The 25,394-nt window shown below is 54.4% G+C and carries 26 protein-coding genes; 12 read left to right on the top strand and 14 right to left on the bottom strand.

Going from position 1 to position 25,394, the window contains the following annotated elements:
* Positions 1-43: 43 nt before the first annotated feature.
* Positions 44-409, bottom strand: a complete 366-nt coding sequence (locus ABFZ83_RS01000) for a hypothetical protein (protein WP_411817570.1) — start codon at positions 407-409, stop codon at positions 44-46.
* 216 nt (positions 410-625) lie between these two features.
* Between ABFZ83_RS01000 and ABFZ83_RS00995 the strand changes: the two genes are divergently transcribed.
* From ABFZ83_RS00995 to nadC, 6 genes are all read left to right on the top strand, one after another.
* Positions 626-1,243 carry a YfbR-like 5'-deoxynucleotidase gene (locus ABFZ83_RS00995; RefSeq protein WP_411817569.1) on the top strand — a complete coding sequence of 206 codons (618 nt, stop codon included), beginning with the start codon at positions 626-628 and terminating at the stop codon, positions 1,241-1,243.
* A gap of 136 nt (positions 1,244-1,379) precedes the next feature.
* Positions 1,380-1,874 (top strand): hypothetical protein, encoded by a 495-nt coding sequence (locus tag ABFZ83_RS00990; protein WP_411817568.1) that lies wholly within the window; start codon positions 1,380-1,382, stop codon positions 1,872-1,874.
* Positions 1,875-1,893: 19 nt separating this feature from the next.
* Positions 1,894-2,916 carry an NUDIX hydrolase gene (locus tag ABFZ83_RS00985; protein ID WP_411817567.1) on the top strand — a complete coding sequence of 341 codons (1,023 nt, stop codon included), beginning with the start codon at positions 1,894-1,896 and terminating at the stop codon, positions 2,914-2,916.
* A gap of 185 nt (positions 2,917-3,101) precedes the next feature.
* Positions 3,102-4,214 carry a quinolinate synthase NadA gene (gene nadA, locus ABFZ83_RS00980; RefSeq protein WP_411817566.1) on the top strand — a complete coding sequence of 371 codons (1,113 nt, stop codon included), beginning with the start codon at positions 3,102-3,104 and terminating at the stop codon, positions 4,212-4,214.
* 107 nt (positions 4,215-4,321) lie between these two features.
* Complete coding sequence (locus ABFZ83_RS00975; RefSeq protein WP_411817565.1) at positions 4,322-5,884, top strand: L-aspartate oxidase; 1,563 nt, start codon at positions 4,322-4,324, stop codon at positions 5,882-5,884.
* Positions 5,881-6,729, top strand: a complete 849-nt coding sequence (gene nadC / locus ABFZ83_RS00970; protein WP_411817564.1) for a carboxylating nicotinate-nucleotide diphosphorylase — start codon at positions 5,881-5,883, stop codon at positions 6,727-6,729. Before ABFZ83_RS00975 ends, nadC begins: the two co-directional genes overlap by 4 nt.
* A gap of 17 nt (positions 6,730-6,746) precedes the next feature.
* Here nadC and ABFZ83_RS00965 read toward each other — a convergent pair whose 3' ends face one another.
* Together ABFZ83_RS00965 and ppdK are read right to left on the bottom strand one after the other, a co-directional pair.
* Positions 6,747-7,520, bottom strand: coding sequence for a cell wall hydrolase (locus tag ABFZ83_RS00965; RefSeq protein WP_411817563.1), 774 nt, complete (start codon positions 7,518-7,520; stop codon positions 6,747-6,749).
* A gap of 312 nt (positions 7,521-7,832) precedes the next feature.
* The gene (ppdK, locus tag ABFZ83_RS00960; RefSeq protein WP_411817562.1) at positions 7,833-10,511 is read right to left on the bottom strand and encodes a pyruvate, phosphate dikinase; all 2,679 of its coding nucleotides are present in this window, start codon (positions 10,509-10,511) and stop codon (positions 7,833-7,835) included.
* A gap of 314 nt (positions 10,512-10,825) precedes the next feature.
* Between ppdK and ABFZ83_RS00955 the strand changes: the two genes are divergently transcribed.
* Positions 10,826-12,340, top strand: coding sequence for a hypothetical protein (locus ABFZ83_RS00955; RefSeq protein ID WP_411817561.1), 1,515 nt, complete (start codon positions 10,826-10,828; stop codon positions 12,338-12,340).
* 177 nt (positions 12,341-12,517) lie between these two features.
* On the opposite strand, the gene ABFZ83_RS00950 is transcribed toward ABFZ83_RS00955, so the two are convergent.
* Both ABFZ83_RS00950 and ABFZ83_RS00945 read right to left on the bottom strand, forming a co-directional pair.
* Positions 12,518-13,297: an SDR family oxidoreductase gene (locus ABFZ83_RS00950; protein ID WP_411817560.1), complete on the bottom strand. Its 780-nt coding sequence runs from the start codon at positions 13,295-13,297 to the stop codon at positions 12,518-12,520.
* Entirely contained in the window at positions 13,294-13,623 is a 330-nt protein-coding gene (locus tag ABFZ83_RS00945) for a nuclear transport factor 2 family protein (RefSeq protein WP_411817559.1), read from the bottom strand. Before ABFZ83_RS00945 ends, ABFZ83_RS00950 begins: the two co-directional genes overlap by 4 nt.
* Positions 13,624-13,835: 212 nt before the next feature.
* Between ABFZ83_RS00945 and ABFZ83_RS00940 the strand changes: the two genes are divergently transcribed.
* Positions 13,836-14,768, top strand: a complete 933-nt coding sequence (locus tag ABFZ83_RS00940; RefSeq protein WP_411817558.1) for a LysR family transcriptional regulator — start codon at positions 13,836-13,838, stop codon at positions 14,766-14,768.
* Between the two features lie 27 nt (positions 14,769-14,795).
* Here the strand turns inward: ABFZ83_RS00940 and glyS are convergent, their stop codons facing one another.
* Positions 14,796-17,099: a glycine--tRNA ligase subunit beta gene (gene glyS, locus ABFZ83_RS00935; RefSeq protein ID WP_411817557.1), complete on the bottom strand. Its 2,304-nt coding sequence runs from the start codon at positions 17,097-17,099 to the stop codon at positions 14,796-14,798.
* A gap of 43 nt (positions 17,100-17,142) precedes the next feature.
* Positions 17,143-17,583, bottom strand: a complete 441-nt coding sequence (locus tag ABFZ83_RS00930; RefSeq protein WP_411817556.1) for a PaaI family thioesterase — start codon at positions 17,581-17,583, stop codon at positions 17,143-17,145.
* A gap of 94 nt (positions 17,584-17,677) precedes the next feature.
* On the opposite strand from ABFZ83_RS00930, the gene ABFZ83_RS00925 reads away from it, so the two are divergent.
* The gene (locus ABFZ83_RS00925) at positions 17,678-18,226 is read left to right on the top strand and encodes a hypothetical protein (RefSeq protein WP_411817555.1); all 549 of its coding nucleotides are present in this window, start codon (positions 17,678-17,680) and stop codon (positions 18,224-18,226) included.
* Between the two features lie 8 nt (positions 18,227-18,234).
* Here the strand turns inward: ABFZ83_RS00925 and ABFZ83_RS00920 are convergent, their stop codons facing one another.
* The 6 genes from ABFZ83_RS00920 to ABFZ83_RS00895 all read right to left on the bottom strand — a co-directional run bounded on the left by ABFZ83_RS00920 (position 18,235) and on the right by ABFZ83_RS00895 (position 22,443).
* A complete protein-coding gene (locus ABFZ83_RS00920) occupies positions 18,235-18,570 on the bottom strand; it encodes a DMT family transporter (RefSeq protein ID WP_411817554.1) in 336 nt (111 codons plus the stop codon).
* An 11-nt stretch (positions 18,571-18,581) separates the two neighbouring features.
* Entirely contained in the window at positions 18,582-19,328 is a 747-nt protein-coding gene (gene mtgA / locus ABFZ83_RS00915) for a monofunctional biosynthetic peptidoglycan transglycosylase (RefSeq protein WP_411817553.1), read from the bottom strand.
* Between the two features lie 66 nt (positions 19,329-19,394).
* Positions 19,395-19,802 carry a DUF1761 domain-containing protein gene (locus tag ABFZ83_RS00910; RefSeq protein WP_411817552.1) on the bottom strand — a complete coding sequence of 136 codons (408 nt, stop codon included), beginning with the start codon at positions 19,800-19,802 and terminating at the stop codon, positions 19,395-19,397.
* A gap of 75 nt (positions 19,803-19,877) precedes the next feature.
* The gene (locus ABFZ83_RS00905; RefSeq protein ID WP_411817551.1) at positions 19,878-20,354 is read right to left on the bottom strand and encodes a GFA family protein; all 477 of its coding nucleotides are present in this window, start codon (positions 20,352-20,354) and stop codon (positions 19,878-19,880) included.
* Complete coding sequence (locus tag ABFZ83_RS00900) at positions 20,351-21,289, bottom strand: glycine--tRNA ligase subunit alpha (RefSeq protein WP_411817550.1); 939 nt, start codon at positions 21,287-21,289, stop codon at positions 20,351-20,353. Before ABFZ83_RS00900 ends, ABFZ83_RS00905 begins: the two co-directional genes overlap by 4 nt.
* 110 nt (positions 21,290-21,399) lie before the next feature.
* Positions 21,400-22,443, bottom strand: a complete 1,044-nt coding sequence (locus ABFZ83_RS00895) for a tetratricopeptide repeat protein (RefSeq protein WP_411817549.1) — start codon at positions 22,441-22,443, stop codon at positions 21,400-21,402.
* Between the two features lie 468 nt (positions 22,444-22,911).
* Here ABFZ83_RS00895 and ABFZ83_RS00890 point away from each other — a divergent pair, with 468 nt between their 5' ends.
* The 3 genes from ABFZ83_RS00890 to ABFZ83_RS00880 all read left to right on the top strand — a co-directional run bounded on the left by ABFZ83_RS00890 (position 22,912) and on the right by ABFZ83_RS00880 (position 25,161).
* Complete coding sequence (locus ABFZ83_RS00890; RefSeq protein ID WP_411817548.1) at positions 22,912-23,565, top strand: hypothetical protein; 654 nt, start codon at positions 22,912-22,914, stop codon at positions 23,563-23,565.
* Entirely contained in the window at positions 23,549-23,773 is a 225-nt protein-coding gene (locus ABFZ83_RS00885) for a hypothetical protein (protein WP_411817547.1), read from the top strand. Before ABFZ83_RS00890 ends, ABFZ83_RS00885 begins: the two co-directional genes overlap by 17 nt.
* 251 nt (positions 23,774-24,024) lie before the next feature.
* On the top strand, positions 24,025-25,161 hold the full coding sequence (locus ABFZ83_RS00880) for a DNA cytosine methyltransferase (RefSeq protein ID WP_411817546.1): 1,137 nt from the start codon (positions 24,025-24,027) through the stop codon (positions 25,159-25,161).
* On the opposite strand, the gene ABFZ83_RS00875 is transcribed toward ABFZ83_RS00880, so the two are convergent.
* Entirely contained in the window at positions 25,162-25,353 is a 192-nt protein-coding gene (locus ABFZ83_RS00875) for a hypothetical protein (protein ID WP_411817545.1), read from the bottom strand.
* Between the last annotated feature and the right edge of the window lie 41 nt (positions 25,354-25,394).

The following is a 25,394-nucleotide window of genomic DNA, read 5'->3' as shown; positions in this document are numbered from 1 at the left end:
GCCGCCAAATATGGCGGCCTTTTCAGTGCTACACCTGAACATTTCATTCATGCGCGGCGGGATCCGGGCAATTTGATCGTCGCATCAACATAAAAATCAAAATCAACGCGATTATTGGTGATCCGATTATAAATAGCGTGAAGGCAACTGCGCCGCCTGCGGCTGCAATGCCAAACAACGCACCAATCAATCCCAATACCATTCCGAAAACGGTCATAACCATTGCGACAATAATCGCCGCAAGGCCAGCATAGCCGGCAACAATGGACTCTGCGATCGTCAATCCTGAATCGCTAAATAAATATGCACCAACTGATAATGCTCCGCCTAAGAATAGAATTAGCAATACTGGAACATAAAACCATGCCGCGCTGGTACTGCGGGTCTCTCCATACTCATTTGATGGCATTTGCGCCCCCTTTATTTGAGCCAAATCTAGCTCGCCATGTCTGATTTTTTTACGCGAACTGATAAGCATAATGAAAAACCGCACAATCGGACACAAGCCGATCTGACGCGCGTTTACCGCGCCTCGTCGCATTCAATGGCTAATCTGCGGAGAATAATTGGTTGCGACTTGCGAAACCCTTTGCTACGCGGGCATCCCCGAAATAAGAGAGCACCTATGGCGACGCGACCGAAATCCGCGCAATCCCAACAACCGCGCGCATGGCAACGAATGTTATCCGGCCGGCGGCTTGATCTTCTTGATCCGTCACCGGTCGACATAGAGGTCGAGGACATCGCCCACGGTCTTGCCCGTGTTGCCCGCTGGAACGGTCAAACAACCGGTGATTTGCCATTTAATGTTGCGCAGCACTCTCTCATCGTGGAAACCTTCTGTGGCGAGCTAAAGCCTGATTGGCCCGTAAAATGGCGGCTTGCCGCACTTTTGCATGATGCCCCGGAATTTGTGATTGGCGACATGATTTCGCCGTTTAAGGCGCAATTGGGTGGTCATTACAAAACCATCGAAAGCCGGTTGATGCAGGCCATCCACCTCCGATTTGGACTGCCTCCACACCTGCCGCAAGCGGTCGAAAAGTTGATCAAGCGCGCTGATCGCGCCAGTGCCTATTTCGAAGCGGTTCAATTGGCCGGATTTGATGTCGATGAAGCTCGCAAGCTGTTTTCTGCGCCCAAAGGCGTCACACCGATCACAATCGAAGCAATGACCACTGTTAACGCACAAAAAGCCTATTTAAAGCGGTTCGAAACGCTCTCAGACGCATTAACGGCCTGAGAACTTTAATAACAATTGCGAGACCTCAAGCCAGCGTGACGGATCCGTCCTTCACAAACCGCTTAATATGCGCATATCTAGGGCTCACCGACGGGAAAACTCGGCGAAAACCAAGAAAGTAGCGCATTAACTCGATATGACGAAGATAATCATCAGCTCGCTCGAAGCCGCTGAACAGGCTTATAAGCTGCACCAACCAGGATATGTCATCTCTATCCTGGATTGTGATGATTGTGCGCCTGCATCATTTGCCGGTCTGGACGAAGCCCATCACATGAAACTCGATGGCAATGACGATGACGAAATCACATGGTGCCCAAAGATTATCGATTTTGCGAAGGATTGGGCTCAATCAGGCGAAGATGTCCTGATCCATTGCCATCGCGGCGTCGCCCGCTCGACCGCCATCGCCTATATTTTGATGTGCGTCCGCGACAGTAATGAATGCGAATGCAAAATTGCTGAACAGCTTCGCTCTATGGCACCCCATGCCGATCCGAATTTGCGTCTGGTATCCGAGGCCGACAGAATGCTCGGTCGCGATGACCGCATGGTTTGCGCGGTCCTTGATTTGTGTCCGTGTTGCGGTTCTGTCTGCGCACCAATCGTCACCTTGCCTCTCGAAGGATAACACCGCATAGAATGCGGTCATGACTAACAAGCCAATTCCCGCCCATGCGACCAATGTTGCCATCGCCCTTAATGCAGTGATTGCCGTAGTGGATGGCGACCGGCCTAAAGTGCTATGCGTTCGAACCGGCGAAAATAACCTTGCCCTTCCCTATGGTCCTTTTGACCCCGAACGCCACAGGACTTTTGAAATCGGTGTGCGCGAATGGGTGGAACGGCAGACACATGTTTCGCTCGGTTACATCGAACAGCTCTATACATTTGGCGATAAGGGCCGGGAGGCACCAGCGGCGGCTCTATTAGGTGGTACAGGAGAACGCGTTGTCTCTGTTGGTTATCTAGCGCTGGCACCGGGACCCGCAGATGTTTTGGCCGATGACGCTGTCTGGATGGATTGGTATTCGATTTTCCCATGGGAGGATTGGCGCGGCGGCGAGCCTGAAATGCTCCGCAACCGGATTATACCGGGCATCACCAATTGGATTGAAAATTCATCAACACCGGAAAAGAAAAATACGCGCCAGCGCAGAGCCAATATCGCCTTCGGTCTAGATGGTTTCGGCTGGGAAGAAGAGCGCACGATCGATCGCTATGAACTCATGTATGAGGCCGGGTTAGTGTTGGAAGCGTGGCGAGACCGCGAAGCCGCAGAACTTGACCTGCCGGTGGGTGAGCGCCCCGCCGGCACCGCAATGGGCCAGCCAATGATATCGGATCATCGAAGAATTTTGGCGACCGCGATTGGGCGAATTCGCGGCAAGTTAAAATACCGCCCGATCATCTTTGAGATGACCATGCCGACCTTCACCCTATTGCAGTTACAACAAACCGCCGAAGCCATTGTCGGCTTTGAGTTTCACAAACAGAATTTCAGGCGTAGCGTTGAAAAATCCGGATTTGTCGAAAATACCGGCGAGACCATTCAGCCCAATGCAGGACGCCCGGCGGCCCTGTTTCGGGTTGATCGCGCAGGTTTGAAGGACCGGGCAGCTGCGGGATTGGCCGTTCCGCGCTTAAAAAGACCCGAAGAAACATCGACTTAAGATCAAGATTTTTTGCAGTTATCGCAAAATAACTCACTGTAAGTTCAGGGAAACTTTGTTGACGCGCTCATAAAAAGCGCTAATTTGCGGGCCTTAGCCCTTGAGGGCTAATTTTTTCATCCCATATATGCTCATATAGAGCATATTGCCCTTTAATGGGGCGCAAGAAAGAGCTGGAGGCGTTGATGCCTGATTCATCTGGGCCAGATTTTGGCAAAGTAGAGAATATCAAACTTCCCTATACCGCAGAGGTAAAGGCGAAGACCGATCATCTCTACCCAAAGGTTGCCAAGTTCATTCCTGAAATCGAATGGCAGATTCATGCCCCCTATATCGCCGCGATTAATGATCTGAAAAAACAGAAAAACGCGGTCATTCTTGCGCATAACTATATGACGCCGGAGATTTTCCACTGCGTTGGCGATTTCGCTGGCGACAGTCTGCAATTGGCAAAAGAGGCCGAACGCTCTGATGCGGATGTGATTGTACAGGCGGGCGTTCACTTCATGGCGGAAACGTCAAAAATTCTGTGTCCTGAAAAGACCGTTCTTATCCCTGATATGCAGGCAGGTTGTTCCCTCGCCTCTTCGATTACGGGGGCCGATGTTCGCCTTCTGAAAGAACGCTATCCCGGCGTTCCGGTCGTGACCTATGTGAACACAACCGCCGATGTAAAAGCGGAAACCGACATTTGTTGTACATCGTCAAACGCGGTTGAGATCGTTGAACATGCGGCCAAGGAGTTCGGCACGGATACGGTTATTCTAATCCCCGATCAGTTCCTGGCGCGGAATGTCGCTGCCATGACTGATATCAAGATCGTCACTTGGGCCGGTGCCTGTGAGGTCCATGAACGCTTCACCGCCGAAGACATTCGCGAGCTACGCGAAGGTAATCCCGGCGTGATCGTTCTCGCGCACCCGGAATGCCCACCGGAAGTTCTGGAAGAAGCCGACTTTGCCGGATCGACCAGCGGCATGAGCAATTATGTAAAGGACAATCAGCCAAAGAACGTCGTATTGATTACGGAATGTTCGATGTCTGACAATGTGGCGCTCGATAACCCGAATGTTAATTTCGTTCGCCCATGTAATCTTTGCCCGCATATGAAGCGGATTTCGCTGCCGAATATATTGCGCGCATTGCAAACAATGGAACATGAAGTCCTGATTGATCCGGAAATCATCGAAAAGGCGCGCCGCCCGATTGAGCGGATGATCGCGCTGCCGCTCAAACGTCAGTCTATGTACAATCATGAACGTCCGGCTGAGGTTATTGCCGTTGAGGCACGAGGCTAGACATTCCAGATGGTTCAAAATCGAATCCGTGATACCTTCATGCCCGAGCATATCTCGGGCATGAAATTTATGGATTCGTCTCGCGCGCAATTTTGGTCGGTGATGCGATGAGTGATCGGAACGATATCCTCATTATCGGCGCTGGCGTCGCGGGTCTCTATACTGCATTAAAACTTGCTCCTCGCCCGGTTACGATCATTACCGCGCGCCCTGTCGGTAAGGGCGGCGCAACCCCGTGGGCGCAAGGCGGTCTCGCCGCCGCGATCGGGCCGAACGACACCCCTAATTTGCACTTTTCCGACACGATGCAAGCGGGCGCAGGCCTGGTTGACCCGGAAGCCGCTAGTGTTTTAGCGGATGGCGGCCCTGCAGCAGTCGAAGATCTATTGCAATTCGGTGTCGCCTTTGACGTCGATGAGAACGGCAATATCAAGCTTGGCCGCGAAGCCGCCCATTGTCGCGACCGGATCGTACATGCAACCGGCGACCAGGCAGGTGCCGCAATTATGGATGCGCTGGTCGCTGCCGCGCGCGCATCATCGCACATAACAATCCTTGAACAGATCGTTGTCGAAGACCTGCTTGTTGATGACAATGGTGTTGTCGGCGGCGCTCTTGTCTATGACGTTGATGCGGGTGAACGTGCAGCATTTGACGCCGGTCAGACTGTTATGGCCACGGGCGGTTTGGGCGGCCTTTATGCGGTCACAACCAACCCAACCCCGGCGCAAGGCCACGGCCTTGCTTTTGCGGCCCGTGCCGGCGCAATCATCCGCGATCCGGAATTCGTACAGTTCCACCCGACCGCTTTAGATATCAAGGTCGATCCCGCGCCGCTCGCCACCGAAGCCTTGCGCGGTGACGGCGCAAAGCTCGTCAACAAAGATGGCCGCCCCTTCATGGCGGATTATCATAGCGCCGAAGAGCTTGCGCCGCGGGATATTGTTGCCCGCGCCGTAGAAACGGAAATTCGGTCAGGGCGCGGTGCATTTCTTGATGCTCGCAGCAGCATCGGCAAGGCCTTCCCGACCGCCTACCCGACCGTGTTTGCCTCCTGCAAATCCGCGGGGATTGATCCGCGAACGGATCTCATGCCAATTGCACCCGCGGCGCATTATCATATGGGCGGGGTTTTGACTGACCTTAACGGCAAAACCTCCGTTGATGGCCTTTGGGCTGTCGGCGAAGTCGCCTCGACCGGGGTTCACGGCGCAAATCGACTGGCGTCTAATTCACTGCTCGAAGCAATAGTATTTGGCGCGCGCATTGCCGATCAACTTCGGGAAAAGGACATTACCGTTTCCGGCGATGCTGGCGCACCGGGTGACCGGATGAACCTACCGTCAAAGCCCGCAGACAAGGATGCGATGATGCAGCTTCGCAATGCCATGAGCGCCGGTTGCGCGCTTGTGCGCAGTGAAGAAAGCCTGACAAAGGTGCTTGACGTCATTCATAGTCTGAATGGGCACGAGGCCATGACGAGCGGCCTGAAGAGTGCCCTCGTCACCGCAGAACTCATTGCGCAAGGTGCATTAATGCGCGAAGAATCGCGCGGCGGTCATTTCCGGAGCGATTATCCGGACACCGAGGATGAAGCCTTTCATACGGAAATTTGCACCACAGACGCCTATGAAAATGGCGAAGACTTTGACGGAGAATTCGAAGAATGAGCCTCGCCCCGATGCCGCCAGTAATCGTCGAAGAAGCGGTAGCGCGCGCATTGCGCGAAGACTTTGGTGATGCGGGCGACATAACAACAAATGCCACAATCCCGGCTGACGCAAAAAGCAAAGCCGTGATTGCCGCGCGCAAGCCCGGCGTCATTGCCGGCGTTGACGCCGCATTGGCGGCATTCCGCTTGGTTGATCCACAAACGGTGGTGACCGTTGAGAATGGCGACGGCGCGCATGTGAAAAAAGGCGACGTGATTATAAAGATAGAAGGAGCTGCCCGCGCGATTTTATCGGCGGAGCGTATCGCCTTGAACTTTATGTGTCACCTGTCGGGCATTGCGACCGCGACCGCCGAATTGGTCCGCGAGGCAGACGGAACGAATTGCAAAATCGTCTGCACAAGGAAAACCACCCCTGGCCTTCGCGCATTTGAAAAACATGCGGTCCGCTGTGGCGGCGGCCACAATCATCGCTTCGGGCTTTATGACGCTGTGATGATTAAAGACAATCATATCGTCGCTTCCGGCGGTATCGGCAAAGCCCTTTCGGCGGCGCGCGATGCGATCGGGCATATGACCAAAATCGAAATCGAAGTCGATCGCCTCGATCAGCTAGAAGAAGCGCTCAGCAATGGGGCAAATGTCGTCTTGCTGGATAATATGTCGCCGGACGAATTGAAAAAAGCCGTTGAAATCAACCGCGGCCGTGCGGCGCTAGAGGCTTCGGGGAATGTGACCGCAAAAAGCGTCCGCGCCATCGCGGCGACCGGGGTCGATGTCATTTCTTCAGGCTGGATCACCCATTCGGCACCCAATCTGGATCTTGGTCTGGATTTTATCTAAATTAATCCGTATTCGGATTACATTGCCGCGGGGGCCGCAGCCACAGCACGGCGGCTTGGGAACTTATAGAATTTATGCGTTCCGATCGTCGCTGTCGGCGTCAATGAATCGGCCCAATGCGGCGTTACATAATCTGCATGGTAATGGGTTGCGTTGCGGCTCACGGGTGCGCGAAGCCCCGCGAGAATTGCGCCCGCAAGATTTTCGGACTCTTTCCATTTACGCTTGTTGCGCTTGGCTTCCATCGATCCGTCACAGGTGAAAGAGAACTGGCAGCCGGTGCGGCGCTCAGATCCTTGGTAAACCACCTCGCAGATTGAATTTGGATAGATCGGCGTTGCCACGCGATTGAGGATCACATCCGCAACAGCCAATTGGCCGATACGTGGCTCTGACCGGGCTTCATAATAAATCGCCTCGGCCAGACAATTGCGCTCTTCCGCATCAATCTTCGCTACGGTCAATTCTGTAAAATCGAACGTCGCCAATGTTTTCAGCGGGTCGCCCGCCAAAAGAACATCGCTCGTTGCCTTGGCCGGCTTCAAGCGCGGCTCGTCCAGCGAACGCCGGGTCGCAGCGGTTTCAGCGGCAAGATATTTTGCAAGATCTTCAACGAGCGCCGCTTCTTCGGCAATTGCCAGTTGCGCTTCGCGGCGAACCTCTGCACGATTCGCGTTAACGGTAGCGCTCATTGCACTGGCCACCGCGCAAACGGACAACATGCCCGCAGCCAGCAGGCTGCGCAGTGTCCAATTGACCTCGTGGCCGTAATGATCGCGACTAACTCTCAACGTGCACTCGTCTCTTCGATTTCGCCTCACACGCGAAATATGCGGCGAAGCTTCTCAATAAACGGTTGGCACCACACCAAGGGCACCCATACCCCCACCGGTAACACCCAAACTCCGGGCACTTGGTGAGAAACAAAAAACGCGTCCTTCTGGGGCGCGCCGACAGCTGGAATATGGCGCCGCAATGCGGTTTAGGCAACTAAAATCGGCGTGCGTTAACCTTTTATTAACCTTACCTGAGTTGCGCTAAACCATTGAAATCGCTTTGATTCGCGATCTGTGGAAATTAATATTTACCAATTAGGCGTTTGATCAGCCTTCACTTTTGCGTAATTTTGCTTGCGCTGCAGCAAGACGTGCGATTGGCGTCCGGTATGGCGAACAGGACACATAATCGAGCCCTGCCCCCTCGACGAAATTAATCGAATCCGGATCGCCGCCATGCTCGCCGCAAATGCCGAGCTTGATCTCAGGCCGGGTTTTCCGGCCTTTTTCCGCCGCGATTTCAACCAGCACCCCAACCCCATCGGGATCAAGCGTCACAAACGGATCGCGCTCGAAAATGCCCTGGCGCATATAATCCGGCAGGAATGATGCAGAATCATCCCGCGAAAGACCAAAGGTGGTTTGCGTCAAATCATTGGTGCCGAAAGAGAAGAACTCTGCATCCTGCGCAATTTCATCTGCCGTCAGGGCAGCGCGCGGCAGTTCGATCATCGTACCGACCAGATAATCAAGCTTGATGTCGTTTTCTTTGAGCACTTCAATTATCACCCGATCAATGCGCTCTTTGAGGAAAGCAAGTTCCTCGCGCTTTGCCACCAAGGGGATCATGATTTCCGGCGTTACTTTCTCGCCGGTTTCTTTGGCGACATTACATGCCGCTTCCATGATGGCCCGGGCCTGCATTTCCGAAATCTCCGGATAAGAGACACCAAGGCGGCATCCGCGATGACCGAGCATCGGGTTAAATTCATGTAGCTTGTGCGCGCGATCTTTTAGTTTCTGCGCGTCCATGCCGGACGATTTCGCAACTTCCTCAATTTCCTCGTCCGAATGCGGAAGGAATTCATGAAGCGGCGGATCAAGCAAGCGGATTGTCACCGGCAAGCCAGACATGACTTTGAATAGCGCTTCAAAGTCGGAACGCTGCATCGGCAACAGTTTCGCCAGCGCGGCCTCGCGGCCATTTTTGTCTTCGGCCAAAATCATTTCGCGAACGGCGACAATGCGATCGGCCTCGAAGAACATATGTTCCGTACGGCAAAGGCCAATGCCCTCTGCGCCAAAGTCGCGCGCGACTTGTGCGTCATGTGGCGTTTCCGCATTCGCGCGAACGCGCATCCGCCGAACCTTGTCGGCCCAACCCATCAACTTGCCGAAATCACCGGAAAGCTCTGGCTGCACCGTTGGCACCGCACCGAAGAACAATTCGCCGGTGCCGCCATCAATCGTTACCACTTCGCCTTTTTCGACCTTGCGGCCGCCGGCAGTAAAGAAGGTCTCGCTCTTATCGATCTTGAGATCCCCTGCCCCGCAGACACAGGGCCGGCCCATACCGCGCGCAACCACCGCCGCGTGCGAAGTCATACCGCCGCGCGCAGTCACAATGCCTTTTGCGGCATGCATGCCGTGAATATCTTCAGGGCTGGTCTCAACCCGGATCAGAATAACGCTCTTGCCTTCCTGCGCGAGACGCTCGGCCTCGTCGGAATTGAACACAACCTCACCCGACGCTGCGCCCGGTGATGCGGGCAAGCCGGTCAAAACAAGGTCACGCTGCGCATCAGGGTCAAGCGATGGGTGCAAAAGCTGATCAAGCGAATGTGGATCAACCCGGTTGATCGCTTCTTCTTCCGTGATCAAACCTTCTTCACACATATCAACAGCAATTTTGAGCGATGCTTTCGCCGTCCGCTTGCCGTTACGAGTTTGCAACATCCAGAGTTTGTTGTCCTGAATGGTGAACTCAATGTCCTGCATGTCGCGATAATGCTTTTCGAGCTTGTCAAAGACCGCGCAAAGCTCGGCATAGGCCTTCGGCATCGCCTCTTCCATGGACGGCTCTTCATCGCCCATTTTAAGGCGCGATTCCTTGGTCAACGCTTGCGGCGTACGGATACCGGCAACGACATCCTCACCTTGGGCGTTAATCAGGAATTCACCGTAGTAATAGTTTTCGCCCGTTGACGGGTCACGGGTAAAGGCAACACCGGTCGCGGAGGTCGCGCCCATATTCCCGAATACCATTGCCTGAACATTCACGGCCGTACCCCAGCTTTCCGGGATATGGTGCAAACGGCGATAGGTATCGGCGCGGTCATTGCGCCAGGAATTGAACACCGCCGAAATCGCGCCCCAAAGCTGTTCTTGCGGATCTTGCGGGAATGGCTTGCCAAGCGCGTCTTCAACGACCTTTTTGTAGCCGCTGATGATTTTGCGCCAATCATCGGCTGTCATTTCCGTATCGAGGAAATAATCCTGCTCTTCTTTATAGGTTTCCAGCAATTCTTCGAAGGCGTGGTGGTCAACTTCGAGTACCACGTCGGAATACATCTGGATGAAGCGGCGATAGCTGTCATAGGCAAAGCGCGGATCGCCCGAAAGTTTGGCGAGGCCTTCGACCGTTTCATCGGTCAGGCCAAGATTGAGGACGGTATCCATCATTCCCGGCATCGAGGCCCGCGCCCCGGACCGGACGGAAACCAATAGCGGGCGCGACTTGTCGCCAAATACCATGCCGACGCTTTCGCCGACTTTGGCAAGCGCCTCATCGACCTGTGCCTTTAACCCGTCGGGATAATTGCGATCATTCTTATAAAATGCGGTACAGACTTCGGTAGTGATCGTAAAACCAGGAGGCACTGGCAGGCCGAGGCTCGCCATCTCTGCGAGGTTAGCGCCTTTGCCGCCGAGAAGATTGCGCAAAGAAGCGTCGCCCTCTGCGTTATCTGCACCGAAACTGTAAACCCATTTCATATTATCGCCCATGGTACTCCCGCCATGTGTTACCAAAATTCAATCGCCCCATAGAGGCATCGTCTAAATCTCGCGCCCCTACGAAGTCGGACCATGCCTTACGGCACCGCAACCAAACTTCCAAGCCAGAAATTGCCGCATGCACACATTGCAGCCAACAATTACGGCATGGAGAACAGCCGTGGATAACTATTCACGCATTTTTTTTACGTGTTAGGATAGTTCACGGAGGGGTATTTGCGCGTCAATCGCCCCCTGCTCTGCTGGCCATTTGCCGCCATGAGTTTGAATTTGGCCGGCTGTAGGCCGCGCAATTGGGGGATTGCATGGGACAGAAGGTCCGTCGCGGCAATAATTTGCCAAAAATTCGCCTATCGATTCGGAATGCCCAAAGCCGAATAGGTTTTCTGACCGCATTTCCAATATTTTTCGCAAATGCCGCCGCGCAGGAAGCTGACGAAATACTGAGCGGTTTCCTTGATCCCGCCGCGATTGCGGGAGCTGGGATTGTAATTGCCATTATCGGCGCGGTTCTTTTCGCGGCGCTTACCTCGAAACGGTTCGAAGGATCGTCACTCTTTAACCGGCTATTTGTGGTGGTCGCGATCACCGCCGGTTTTTTTAGCGCCGTCAGCTCTGCCATCGGCTTTGGGTTAATTACCTCCCAAGAATCCACCGACTTTTTCCGAAATGCGGTCCTGCCGCCCGCTTTTGGCGTCTTTGTTTTCTGTTTGGCGATTGCGATCTGGGTCGGCGGCGCGGAATTTGTCCGCCATCGCGACTGGCTGCGCGGCGTTAAAGGCGGCGCGATTGGCGATCTCATTTTTTTCGTTGAACGCGCTTTCAAATTGTTCGTGGTGATCCCGATTCTGGCGCTGATCCTGTTTTTTGTCTCGACATGGACAACCGTTGTGGGGATCGGCGGGGTCGATGCGGTCCGCCACACCTATAGCGCCGAGATTGACCGGCTCGCAGCGGAATGCGCCGGGATCACGACCTATCGCCAGCGGGATTTCCTGTTCCGCGAGGATCTGCGCCTTTCTGTGCGTGACGTCACGCGGGTCGCCAATGCTGAACGTCTGGGCGGCAGCCAGTCCGGCGCGGCCGGGCAAGGCGCGGTGAGCGATTACTATAAAGGGCTCGCCGCTTGGTATCAGGGACTTGAGGCCAGCGTCAGCGCATTGATCGACGCCGATGACCCATCGGGCATGAACCCCTATGATCCGGACATCTGCGCCGATAAAACCGACAGTTTGCGCAAAAACCTGTCACGAAATGCATTTATAAATGTCGATAAATGGGCGCGCGAATTCGAAACCGAGTTCAATGACTTTGCCAATGTCCTCAATCGCTGGCGCCATGACCGACGGATCGAGCGCCTGCTTGATCAACAATTGTCGAATTTTGATCGCGCCAATCCGCGCCCGGCGGGCGCGCGGATAAACGCCGCCCAGCGCGCAGCCATTGATCGCTATGCGGATGATGTTGAGCGGGCATTGAAGTCGTTGATCAGCAAACAGAAGCGTCAAAAACCGCCAGTGCCGATTAAATCAGAAGCCGAGAAATCTCCCGCACGTGGGCTCGATATTTTTCGCGAGATGATTTCACCGACACCGCCCCCGCCTGAGCCAGAAACGGTATCGCGACGACAAGAGATTGTCGATGCGGAATTTGTACCCGGCCTATCAACCATCACCCCGCGCGACGCAGTGTTAAAACACGCCAACATCTTTTCCGATGTCTGGGCCCTCGCCCTTAGCTGGGACTATGCGCCCTATCTGTTGATGCTGGCATTTCTGTTCTTCCCCAGCGCCGAACGCGCCGCGGGGTATAAGGATTAATGTTTGCACGCGGATTTCGCGCAAAGCTGCGCTCGTTCATTCGCCCTCAGTTCTACTCTACCTCGCCGCAAGCGAAAACGAATGACACAGCCCCGATAAAATTCACATGAGATCGAACTATTCGCGAATTGCATCGTGAACGTATGAGGATCACGTTTCTTTCAGAAACACAAAAACTCACACAGTGGGCACGGTGCCCCCATCGATCACATATTCTGCTCCGGTAATCGTACCGGCCCGATCCGATGCGATAAACGCGATGAGATTTGCGATCTCTTCGGGTTTTGACGGCCGCCCGATAGGCACGCCGCCGAGCGACTTCATGATCATTTGCTTCCCTTGCTCAATCGTGAGGCCTTGCTCCTCCGCAAGACGTTTAGCCAATGCGATGGACGCCTCGGTTTCAATCCAGCCCGGGGAAACGCGAACAACACGTACTCCTTTGGGCGACACCAGCTTCGAAAGGCTCTTACTGTATGTTGACAGGGCCGCCTTTGCAGCGGCATAGGCGGTCGTTGCTTCCGGCAACGGCATTTCACGCTGTATTGAAGTGACGTGTATCACAACGCCTGAACCACGCGCCTCCATGTCCGGAACAAGCTCTCGATCGAGCCGAACCGCCGGCATAAGATTCAAATCCAGCTCCTTTCTCCATTCAGCGTCGTCCAGAGCGGTATAGCCACCGGCAGGCGCTGAAGAACCGCCCAACATGTGGACGATTATGTCAGCTCCACCGAGCTGGTCGCGGACAACATTGGCGACGCGCGCACAGCCGTCGGCGTGCGTGAGGTCAGCGGCTACAAACTGCGACTCCGGTATTTCCAACGGCTTGCTTCGAGCGGTTGTCAGCACGCGGGCTCCAAGCTTTTCGAAAAGGCGTACTGTTGCACCACCGGCCCCGCGCGTGCCGGAAGTGATAAGCGCACGCTTTCCTTGAAGGGACAAAAATTCGTTCATGGAACGATTTCCAGTTTTGCGATCTTGTCGCCTTCAAGGACAAACAAATAACGCAGGTCTACCGGGCTTCCCGGAAAGTTACCAACGAGGTGACTGGTCACAACGGTTCGCCCACCCTCTTCCGAGATATTAAACGGCTCAACCTTGTAGGTGTACTGAGTAGACGCATTTGCCATCCATTGCCGGATCGCGTCCCGGCCCGTATATGTATTTCCTTCGTCAACGACCGTCGCATCAAGAGTGAAACATTCTGAAACTGCCGTCGGATTGGCTTTTTTGTCAGCGGAGAAATATTCGGCGATTGCATGCGGTAAATTGATCGACATGATCGTATCCTTTCATTGAAGTGTTGTGTTCAGCGACCGCTACCGACCGGGCCAATCGAGGTTTCGAGTCCCAAACGAAATATTCACGGTCGGAATAGAAGCTTGAAAACACTGCGTTTGCGCCTCCGATTGTGTCTGAATGCAATTTAGGGCTTTGACGTCATTCCGATAAGCGGGATAAAGTTGGACGAAGCGTTTCGATATTTGGGACAATGAAAAACTATAATCTCACCGATCTGGACGCCGTGCTTGCCATCAGCCGAAGAGGCTCATTCCGAGCTGCCGCGCTTGACCTCGGCATGTCGACCAGCGCCCTTAGCAACGCGATCAATAAGCTTGAGAAGCAACTGGGCGTGCGACTTTTCAACCGAACGACACGCAGCGTTTCGCTCACAGACGCCGGGCGCAATTTTGTCGAGCAGGTAACGCCCGCCCTTAAAGATATACATCAGGCGCTAGATGCCGTCCGCTCGCAACAGGAGACGCCGATCGGTACATTGCGCATCAATACATTTGCAACAGCAGGCCGTGAAATATTGTCGCCACTTGTTTTGGAATTCTTACGGCGATTTCCAAGCGTGCAGATTGACTTGGTTACGGAAGGAAATCTTGTTGATATTGTTGCGGACGGATTCGATTTTGGCGTGCGAAGCCAGAACTTAGTTCCGACCGACATGATCGCTATCCCGCTCGGCCCCCCAAGGCGATACGCCGTTGTAGGCACGCCTTCCTATTTTGAAAATCACGACCTTCCGCGCATTCCGATCGACCTTCTTTCCCATGCCTGCATTCGAACTCGATTGCCGAACGGCGCGATGTTCCGATGGCAGTTTGAATCTGATGGTCAGCCGATACAGGTAGATGTTGACGGCCCGATAACGCTGGATGAAGCCAGCCTGGCACGTATTGCCGTTCTGGAATCTATTGGAATCGGATTTTTTATGGAATCAGACGTATACGAAGATATTGAGCGCGGTAGACTTGTCCGTGTTCTCACCGATTGGACCCCACCCATATCGCCTTTATGCCTCTACTATCCCAGCCGTCGAAATCCACCTGCAGCATTCAAGCTATTCGTGGATCTCGCACGCGAAATTGCCCGCACATCGAAGGTAGTTGGGGGAATGAGCCCTAAAATTCCCTAATCCCTCGGCAGCGTTATATATTCCCGGTTATCCCTCTAGCTTTGAGAAATCGGCGAGGCTTGCGGTTGCGGTACGGAAGCGGGCCAATAGTGACAGGCGATTGCTGCGAAGGTTCGCATCGTCCGCATTGACCGTGACCTTTTCAAAGAACGCATCAAGCGGGCCGCGTAGGCCGCTGAGCGCCGTCATAGCGGCTTCGAAGTCTTCTGCGGCGACCGCTTTTTCGGTTTTGGCTTCCGCGTCTTTGAGCGCACCGAAAAGCGCTTTTTCTTCGGCTTCGGCGAGGCGGCTTTCGTCGACACCATTCGGATCGGCGGGCTTTTTGTCTTTCTTTTCTTCCGCCTTCAGAATATTCGCCGCGCGCTTATAGGCGGCTGCGAGGTTCGCGCCATCATCGGTTTTGAGAAATGCTTCCAATGCCGAAAGCTTTGACGCAACTAAAACGAAATCATCCGCAAGCGCACCATCGGCGCTGATCAATACAGCATCAATCGCATCGTGCTTATGGCCTTTGTCCTTGAGGTAGACTTTTAGGCGGTCATTTAAGAATCTAGTAAGGGACAAATTTATATCTTCAACGCTTCGAGCAAGCGTCTCGTTGTACTTGTGTGGCTCGAAAATATCATTCTCTTTAACTTTTAAGATGGCTGGGTCGTGCGAAAAAGCTATATAGTTTCCGTCTCGTAGCAACTTATTTTTATCAACTGGCGCACACGTAAAATAGCGGTATCTAACTGGTGGCGAACCCTTTATTTCTCGTGGATAGTCTCGTTCGGAAACAGGCACCCATACCCCCCCTTGGCTCTCCCATTCTGCCGCAAAAATAGAAAACGCAGATTCAATCAACTGCGTCAGCGCCGCACGAACCTTATTCTCTTCGATCAATTGAATCACGCCCAATGCGGCGCGGCGCAGGGCAAATGGGTCTTTTGAGCCGGTTGGTTTCTGATCAATCGCCCAAAAGGCCGTAAGCGTATCAATTTTATCGGCAAGCGCGACGGCCACAGAAACCGGATTGGTCGGCACATCGTCTTCCTGGCCCGCCGGTTTGTAATGATCGCGGATTGCATCGGCGATGTCGGCGCTTTCGCCCTGCTCTATCGCATAATATCGCCCCATCACGCCTTGAAGCTCGGGGAATTCATAGACCATGCCCGTGACCAGATCGGCCTTGGCGAGCATCGCCGCGCGCTCGGCCATATCGGGATCGGCACCAACCATGGGCGCAATCTCCCGCGCGAGGGACGCAATCCGCCGGGCTTTGTCGCCAACGGAGCCTAGCCCCTCGAAGAATGTCACCTTGTCAAGATCGTCAATCCGGTCGGCGAGTTTTGTGCCGAGATCTTGGTTATAGAGATACCAGCCATCGGAAAGCCGCGCGGTCAGAACCCGCTCATAGCCGGTGCGCATAGCCGCGCCGCCATCTGGCGTTTCGAGATTGGCCACATAGACAAATTTATTCGCAAGCCGTCCGGTCTTTGGGTTGCTCACCGAAAAATATTTCTGATGCCCGCGCATAGAGGCCGTTAAGACCTCATCAGGCAGCGCGAGGAATTTCTCGTCGAACGTGCCCATCATCACAACCGGCCATTCCGCAAGTCCCGTGACCTCGGCGAGCAAGCCCGGATCTTCGACCAGTTCGAGCCCTTGGGCCTTGCAAAGGGTTTCCGCGTCGCGGGCGATAATTTCTTTGCGCTCCTCCGCATCGAGGATCACCTTGCCGTCGCGCAGGGCGCTGGCATAGGCCTCGAATGATCGGGCCGTGATCGCGCCATTGCCCATAAACCGATGCCCTTCGCTTTTGTCACCGGCGGCAATGCCATCGATTTCAAACGGCACGACTTCGCCATCAAAAACACACAAGATCGAATGGATCGGCCGCACCCAGCGAAGCTCGCCATCGCCCCAGCGCATGGATTTCGGCCATGAAAAGCCGCGCACGATTTCAGGGATCAGGTCAGCGATAAAGCCAGCGGTCTCGCGGCCCTTTTGATCGATCACCGCGACCCAGTAAGCGCCCTTTTTGTCTTCGCGCTGTTCGCATTCATCGAGCGATGACAGGCCAGCGGCTTTCAAGAACCCTTCAACCGCGCGATCTGGTGCACCGACGCGCGGGCCTTTTTTCTCCTCACGCCGGTCCGGCTGCCGCGCAGGCAGCCCCGTTGCCACCAATGTCAGGCGGCGTGGCCCAGAGAACGCCTTCACCCCTTCGGGCAAATATCCGGCATCGATCAACGCCTTGTTGACGGCGCGTTCAAGGTCAGCGGCAGCGCGAGGCTGCATGCGGGCGGGGATCTCTTCAGAGAAGATTTCTAAAAGAAGTTCTGGCATAGCGCCGGTTTCTAGTGGGGCTTGGCCCTATGAGCAAGCGGCTTTAACCCGTCATCCGCCGAACCTGCACCGCATTTATCCGAACGGCCAGCTTCTCATCGGCATTAAGGAAGTCTGCCTCGACATGGATCAGGGATTTTGACGCATTGGTCACCCGCCCCTCGATCACCGCAAGCGGCATCATAAGCGGGCGGAAAAAATTCGTCTCAAGCCGTGATGTGCGAAACCGCTCCTTGCTGTCGCTCAAGACGGTCATCGCTGTCAGGCCCGCCACATGATCGGCGACAGAGGCGATATGGCCGCCAAACATCACCCCATCGGGCATCACAAAGCGATCATCAATATCCCACCGCAGGTGGATTTGCCCCCATTTCCAGTCAGTCAGGGTGAAATCGCCAAGTTTTTCGCGAGACCACTCATTAAATCGTGATCCACCGTCTTTATAACCATTTAAAATATCTGTGTGTCGTTCAGAGGTTTTCATTGTATACTTTCACCGCAAGGGTAATTACTTTATCTTTATTTCAACGCGCATGCCTTTACATGGCGCAGCCAAACCGCCTCCGGGGAGTTCAGAGATGACAGTCAACCGTAAAGCCATTTCTATCTCAATGTCTTTATGCACCGGGGCTTTATGCTTGATGGCCGTGGGCGCTGCGCAAGCAAAACCTAATCCGAAAAAAGCCTTTGAGGCCGGGATGGAATGCCGCGAAATTTCCAATGCGGCGGACCGGCTCTTATGTTTTGACAAAGCCTTTGAAAACGATCAGGCGGTTGATCAGGTCATGAGCGAAAAAGAGGTCGAGCTTGCAACCGTCATTCCGCCGACCCGCGAGGAGCTGGTCGAGGATTTCGGCAAGGAAACCCTGAAGAAGAAAGCCACCAAAGACGACAAGATCGATAGCTTCGAAGCGACGATTACAAATGTCGAGAAAAACCCCTTTGGCAAGCTGACGATCACGCTCGAAAATGGTCAGGTCTGGCGGCAACTTGATTCCGATAAAAAACTGATGCGCACGACCGTTAGCCGCATGAAAACCGCGAAGATCAAACGTGCCATGCTCGGAAGTTACAAGCTGCGTATTGAACCGCTTGGCAGCACGATCACCGTAAGACGGGTTGAATAAGTCGCGTCTTAGTGCCCGGTCATATTTGAAAACACATTCATCACCACAATACCGGCAATGATGAGCCCCATGCCCAGCCATGCGGCGAAATCAGGCACCTGGCGATAAATGACGATGCTGATGAGCGCCACCAAAACAATCCCTGCCCCGGACCAGATCGCATAGGTAATCCCGACCGGGATCTCCTTTACGACATTCGCCAAAAAGTAAAACGAAATTCCATAGCCGCCGAATACCAGCAAGGTCGGAATGAGATTGCTGAAATTATCCGACGCTTTCAGTGAACTGGTGCCAATGACCTCAGCGATGATGGCAATCGCCAATTGAATATAGGCGTTCGGCATAAAAACTCCTGTTAACGCAATACGCAGTGATCGAGCCCATCGCGGCGCACATTATTCATCCGTGCCCGTATAGTTGCAGCGCGACCCCGCACATAGGGCCCCGGCGGATCGACCCGCCATTTATGCGGATTCGGCAGAACACTCGCGAGCAACGCCGCTTCATGTCGGGTCAGATCGCGCGCACTTTTACCGAAGCGCGCCTGCGCGGCGGCCTCGGCCCCGAAATGCCCATCGCCCCATTCGGCGATATTGAGATAGACTTCCATGATGCGGCGCTTTGGCCAGACGGTTTCGATCAAAACCGTCATCCATGCTTCGCCGCCCTTCCGGACCCAACCGCCGCCATTCCAAAAGAATGCATTCTTCGCCGTCTGCTGCGAAATCGTCGATGCGCCGCGCAGTTTTTTGCCGTTCTTTTTTTCAAGTAAGGCTTTGTCGATGGCCTCTAGGTCGATGCCATTATGGATGCAGAACCGTGTGTCTTCTGCGGCAATCACGGCCGTCACCAGATGTGGTGAAATCTCATCAAGCGGCACCCATGGGTGGATGATGACATCGCCGCTCATTTTCCGCTGGAGCATCAACAAGGTGCCCGGCGGCGGCGCAACCCGATAAAGCCCCGCCCAAAGGACGGAGCCGAGCACCAACCCAATCAACGCAAACCCGGCCAGCCTCAACCCGCGCGCAACACGGCCCTTTGCCGCTTTTTTCTTGCGCCGCTTGGTTTTTCGTTTTCGTTTTGGCGCAGTCAACGCCATAGCATCACCCCATTACAAAGGGCGGCGCGAACGCCGCCCTGTTGCAATAATGATGGGCGTTCGCCCCTATTTTATCAAAGCGAGAATTACCGCCGAGATGACCCAACCGACCAAAAGATGCGATGCATCAATCAACAACAAGGTCGTGCTGTGGGCCGGATTATAGAGATAGGCATAGTTCGAAAATGGCAGGCCAAAAAAGAACCACAACACCAAGGCAACTTTGACAGCATCGGCGAGGCTAATCACCCCTTTCCATTTCATGACCAGCCCGATCCCGATCACCTGCATCAAGGTGATGACGATACCGCCAACCATATAGAGATCGAAGCTGCCCTCCGCATCCGGAGAAATATTGTTTGCCGTCATCCACGCTTCGGCAAACAGCAATCCATACCACACAAAACCAGATATCCAGAACGCCAAAGTCGCGACCAGAACCCCAACGAGACTAAGACCTAAAACTTTGGGCATGATAACCCTCCCTTTTATGTTGAGGGCTGATTATAGGGTGCTTCGCAAAACGCGAGCAATGGCCATAAAACGCAGCTAATTGGCGAATAAATCAAAGCTTTTAAAGCGCGCCACATAGGGCGCGTAATCCGTGGGCTGTTCATTTGACAATAAATCGTCATCGGCAAACTTGATCCAGCTTTGAGCGCTTTTGACCCAAATGTGACCAGCCGGGCGAACCCAGCTCGTATCATCAAAAGTCCCTGCACGGAGGCTTAAAATTCCGATTGACGGGTCCTGACCATTGGCAATCCGGCTACCGCAATCGCGGCAATAATGACCATAGCGTTTATTCCCCGCGTCAGACACCCATTCGGTTTTGGCGGGCTTTCCCGCAGTGAATGAGAAGGCCGCTTCCGGAACGGTCGCAGATAAAACGAATGCGCTACCGGTTTGCTTTTGGCAATTTGTGCAATGGCAAGCATAGATCATGAGGGGTGGCGCCGCGATTTCATAGCGCAATGCACCGCACTGACACCCGCCTTCAATCGGCAAAGAAGCCTTGGCCATCATGCCTCCGCGTAGTCAACAATCCCCGCGCCTGCGCTGCGGCCTTGTGGGCTTTCAAGCCAAGCCTCGCAACAGGCTTTTGCCAATGTCCGCACACGAAGAATATAGGATTGGCGTTCCGTTGCGGAGATAACACCCCGCGCATCCAACAGGTTAAAAAGATGGCTCGCCGCGATACAATGATCATAAGCGGGCAAAGCATAAGACACGCCCGCCGCTTTCCCGGCTTCGATAACGCTTAGGCATGCGGCTTCCGCTTCGCGGAACTGATCAAGGAGAACATCCGTATCCGCAAGGTCAAAATTATAGTTTGAAAACTCGACTTCCTGTTGGTGGAACACGTCACCATAGGTGACCGCGTCATCACCCTCAGCGCCATTAAAGTCGAGGTCATATCCATTGTCGACGCCCTGTACATACATCGCAAGACGTTCAAGCCCATAGGTGATTTCACCGGTCACGGGCTTGCAGTCAAATCCGCCGACTTGTTGGAAATAGGTAAACTGCGTGACTTCCATGCCATCGCACCAAACCTCCCAACCAAGACCCCATGCACCAAGCGTCGGGCTTTCCCAATCGTCTTCGACAAAACGAATATCGTGTACGGAGCGATCAACACCAATCGCATCAAGCGACTGAAGATAAAGCTCCTGAATATTTTCCGGCGATGGCTTAAGCACGACCTGAAACTGGTAGTAATGCTGAAAGCGGTTTGGATTGGCCCCAAAGCGTCCATCAGTCGGACGGCGACAGGGCTGAACATATGCCGCCTTCCAAGGCTTCGGCCCCAAAGACCGCAATGTGGTCGCCGGGTGGAATGTACCCGCCCCGACTTCCTTGTCATAAGGTTGCAAGATCACGCAGCCCTGATCCGCCCAAAATTGCTGAAGCGTCAGGATCAGTCCTTGGAAGGATTGTTTCTTTTTCTGCGTTGTCATTGTATTCGCGCCAATCATAGCCGGTTGAAATTTGCGCGGACGCTAAAAGCGCCCCTTGGCAAGGTCAAGCGTTGGAAGGCGTGGAGCCGGCCATTTTCCCGAATTTGCGGCTATAATGCGCGCATGGCCTCTACGATGCGGGTCGATTCCTCAATCGGCGGCGGTGCATCGAGCGCATCCTGGAAATAGCGCCGGGCGACGCTTTTCTCACCCGCCTGAAGGGCAATCAAAGCCCGCCCCACATGGGCCTCATAATTATCGGGCGTATATTCGAGCAAACGCGAAAGCATGGTTTCCGCCAGTTCCGCATTCCCTGCGGCCGCCTCGCAAAGCCCGACATCAACCATGGATTCGAGCGCCCACGCATCGCTTTGAAGATTTGCCTTAGCCGACGCGCAATAGCCGGGCGACAGGTTTTTACCCAAAAGGGCTTTGACCTTTTCGGCATAGTTGAACCCTTCGGCCGGTTGAGGCGCGCGAGCACCGGTCTGGATCGCGTTCGCACTTTGCTGCTGCGTTCGCTGTGGCTCCGCCGGGGCAACGACCTCACGCTCGCGCAAGGTCGGTACAGGTGGGTTTTGTACGGGCTGAACACTGGCAAGGCGCGCCCCGGTTGGCGGCGCTAGACGCTCGGGCGGTGCCAATGCGGCAAACCGAGACAAGCGCTCGGGCGCACTTTCACGCAAGGCTGGCGGCGCTGTCTTTGGCAGGGATGCATTGAGCACCGGCGTTGCAATCTTGGCTTCGCGCGGTTTAGCGTCCGCAAAAAAGAGATCGATACAGGTCGCTGCCCGCTCGGCAATTACGCATGGCTTTGCATTCGCATATTCAATCAAGCGCGCAGGTTTTACGCTCATCACGCTTCCGGCCCGATCAGGGACCAGCTCAAACCCTTCGATATTTTTGCTGCGGTCAGACAGATCAAGCGTCATATCCGACGAAACACCGCGCAAGAAAAATTGCTCATCGGCGCGCTTTTCAATGCTGCACGGGCCGTCGCAAATTAACGCAATACGGGTTTGCAGGTTCCGCTCCCCGACCTGCACATCCTCAAGCCCTATTCCCACCGCGGCATTCGCAACGCCCATCAGAAACGGCACTGCGAACAAGGCAGCGACGAACGATTGCGATCTGGCTTTAGGCTTTGACTTCATATGACACGCGACAGCTGGCGATGAACTCGCTCTTGTCCACAGAGTCGGGCCAATTGGTCAATGGAATATGCTTGGCCCCACGCAAAAACCGTTACAAATCAACGAAAAAGGCACCGGAGCCCGGTGCCTTTTAATGCTGTTTATATCGCCCGCCTATCAATAAGTGCGATAGACCCGCCGGCTGCCTGGCTTGATATAGCCATATCCCCAACTGTCGTAACAAAGCAGAGCCACTTCTTCATAGCGTCGCCCGCGGCGATAGAAGGTTTGGGAAACGACGTCACAATCACGGATATAGGACGACGAATAGAGGTTCCAGCCAAAGCTCACATAGGCCCAGCCAAATGGGTCATAGCCACGGTAGTAGTGGAAAATGGAGTGGCTAGCGCACCAATATCCATGTCCGCGACGGGGGCCATGTCCGTGCCCATAATGGCGGCCGCCATAACGAACTCTCGGATGTTTATAGTGACCGGAGCGATAGCGCCGACCATCAGCCCGCCGATAGCGGCGATCATGGGCGTAGCGATCCTTCCGGCGATCACGATAATCACGCCGTTGATCTCGGCGACCATCGCGATAGGCGTCACGTTCGCGACTCCGATCTATTCGGCGTTGGTCACGCCGTCCGTCGCGATAGGCCTCTCGTCGATCACCGCGGTCGGCGCGGCGCTGGTCCTTGCGCCCGTCCCGATAAGCTTCGCGACGATCTCGGCGATCCGCGCGACGTTCACGTTGTTGATTATTGCGCTGCGTTTCGCGGCGACGCTCGCCACGCTGGGCTTCACGTCGTTGATCATTGCCCTGCGCGCGACGTTCGCGCTGATCATTGCGCTGTGCCTCGCGCCGGTTCTGACCATCATTTTGCGCATTTCGGCGACGTTCATTGTTATTTCGCGCATCGCGGCGATGTTCGCGATCTTGTGCGCGGCGCCGCTCCTGATTCCGTGGACGGTCAGCACGACGGGCCTCTCGGTTCCGCTGCCGCGCACCTTCACGCGGACTTCCGTTACGCCGCGACCCGCGATCATCACGCCTATTCGGCCGATCCGCTCGGCGATCGCCGCCACCACGACGTTCGGACCGATCTTCACGATCCGCGACCGTGAGCATCATATCTGATGAAACCGACACAATTGACATAGAACTCAGGGCAGAACCCGCCGAACCTTGCGTCGCCGCATTGGCAGGAACACCGAACGCTACTGACCCAAACGCAGTTGTGGCGGCAATCGCCGCAATTTTTAAACTTGATCGCCGTCGCGACAGCGTCCGTTTTGATAATGTTTCCATCAAGGGCATTCGCGTCTCCTATGGACTAGTGCGATAGACCCCCTTAGCGCCCGGTCCCAATGTGCGGCAGCAGAATGGTTAGGTCAATGTAAACAGCGCTACACAAATTCGAGAAATTGCTTGAATTGCGGCGGAAACACGGCAATCGTGACGCAATTATGGCACGGGCCATGCGTATGCGGATGAATGTGGCAGGATTGGGGCACGCCGCCCACCCAAATCAACCTGTATCGCAAAATAAGCCCACGCCATATGGCAAAACGAATCGAGCGGAATAAAAACAAAAGAATGCCCGGTAGCTATACCTTCCTTGAGTTTTTTGCTGGTGGCGGCATGGCCCGCGCCGGCCTTGGGGCCGCTTGGCAATGCCTTTTATCGAATGATATCGATCCGGAAAAATGCGCCGCCTATCGCCGTAATTTTGGCGGCAGCGATTTGTTCGAAGGCGACATAAACGATCTGACCTTATCGCGGTTGCCGGACCAGACACCGGATCTCGCATGGGCATCATTCCCGTGTCAGGACCTATCGCTTGCGGGCGCGCGCGGCGGTATTCGCGCCGAACGCAGCGGTGTCTTCTTTCCATTTTGGAAAATCATGGAAGGCATGATCGCAAATCGACATGGGCCAAAAATTATCGCCATCGAGAATGTCACCGGCCTTTTGACCTCGAATGGCGGGCGCGACTTCGCAACGATCATAGAATGTCTAGCGCAGCAAAATTACCAGGCGACCGCACTTGTTGTCGATGCGAAAAATTTTGTGCCGCAGTCACGGCCGCGATTATTCATCCTCGGATTTGCGGATGGTGTTTCTCCTTTAATGGCTGATGAAACGCCCTCCGCAACGCTCGCGCCAAGCGCCCTGCACCACGCGTTGACGCATCTTTCATCGAAGGCACAAAAAAACTGGGGGTGGTTGGATGTTTCGCTAAAAAGCCAAAACCGCACCCGCCTATCGGATATAATCGAGTGGGATACGCCGGATTGGCATAAGCCAGCGCAGACCGCGCGTCTTTTAAGTATGATGAGCGACAGCCAACGCCAGCGTATTGACGCGCTGATCAAATATCGTGCCCGCCGTGTCGGCACAGCATTTCGGCGTACGCGCACGGTTGATGGCAAATCGGTTCAGCGCATCGAAGCGCGGTTTGACGGATTGGCCGGGTGTTTGCGCACCCCTGCTGGCGGATCATCGCGGCAGATTGTTTTCGCAATTGAGAACGGCAATGTCAGGTCACGTCTCTTTACCCCGCGCGAAACGGCACGCCTGATGGGGCTACCGGAAAACTATATACTGCCAGAAAATAATACAGCGGCGCTTAAACTAACAGGTGATGGCGTTTGCGTGCCGGTGGTGCGATGGCTCGCAGAACAAATCTTCGAACCATCGCTAGGGGTTAAGCGCAACAGAAAAGCGGCTTAGCTAATTGCGATAAGCCGAATGGACTTGGTGGCCGCGCCGTTCATAACCAAAGACTGCAGCGGCATTCGGGGTTGAAGCCAAAAGACCTTGTGTTCGTTCATTCGCGCTAATTCCATCACAACGTTGGGAACAGCGGCGCAATGTTTTCCCTTTACTGTCTAATGCTTCAAACAGATAAGTCGTCTTACGCATAAAAGTCTCCGTGTTTTGCTTACGTCGAAGAATTCGGAAAC

The organism is Hyphococcus formosus, assembly GCF_046736345.1.
In the GTDB taxonomy this organism is placed as follows: Bacteria; Pseudomonadota; Alphaproteobacteria; order Caulobacterales; family Parvularculaceae; genus Hyphococcus; species Hyphococcus formosus.
The sequence above is the reverse complement of the archived record's forward strand: the minus strand, read 5'-3'. Positions and strand labels throughout refer to the sequence as shown.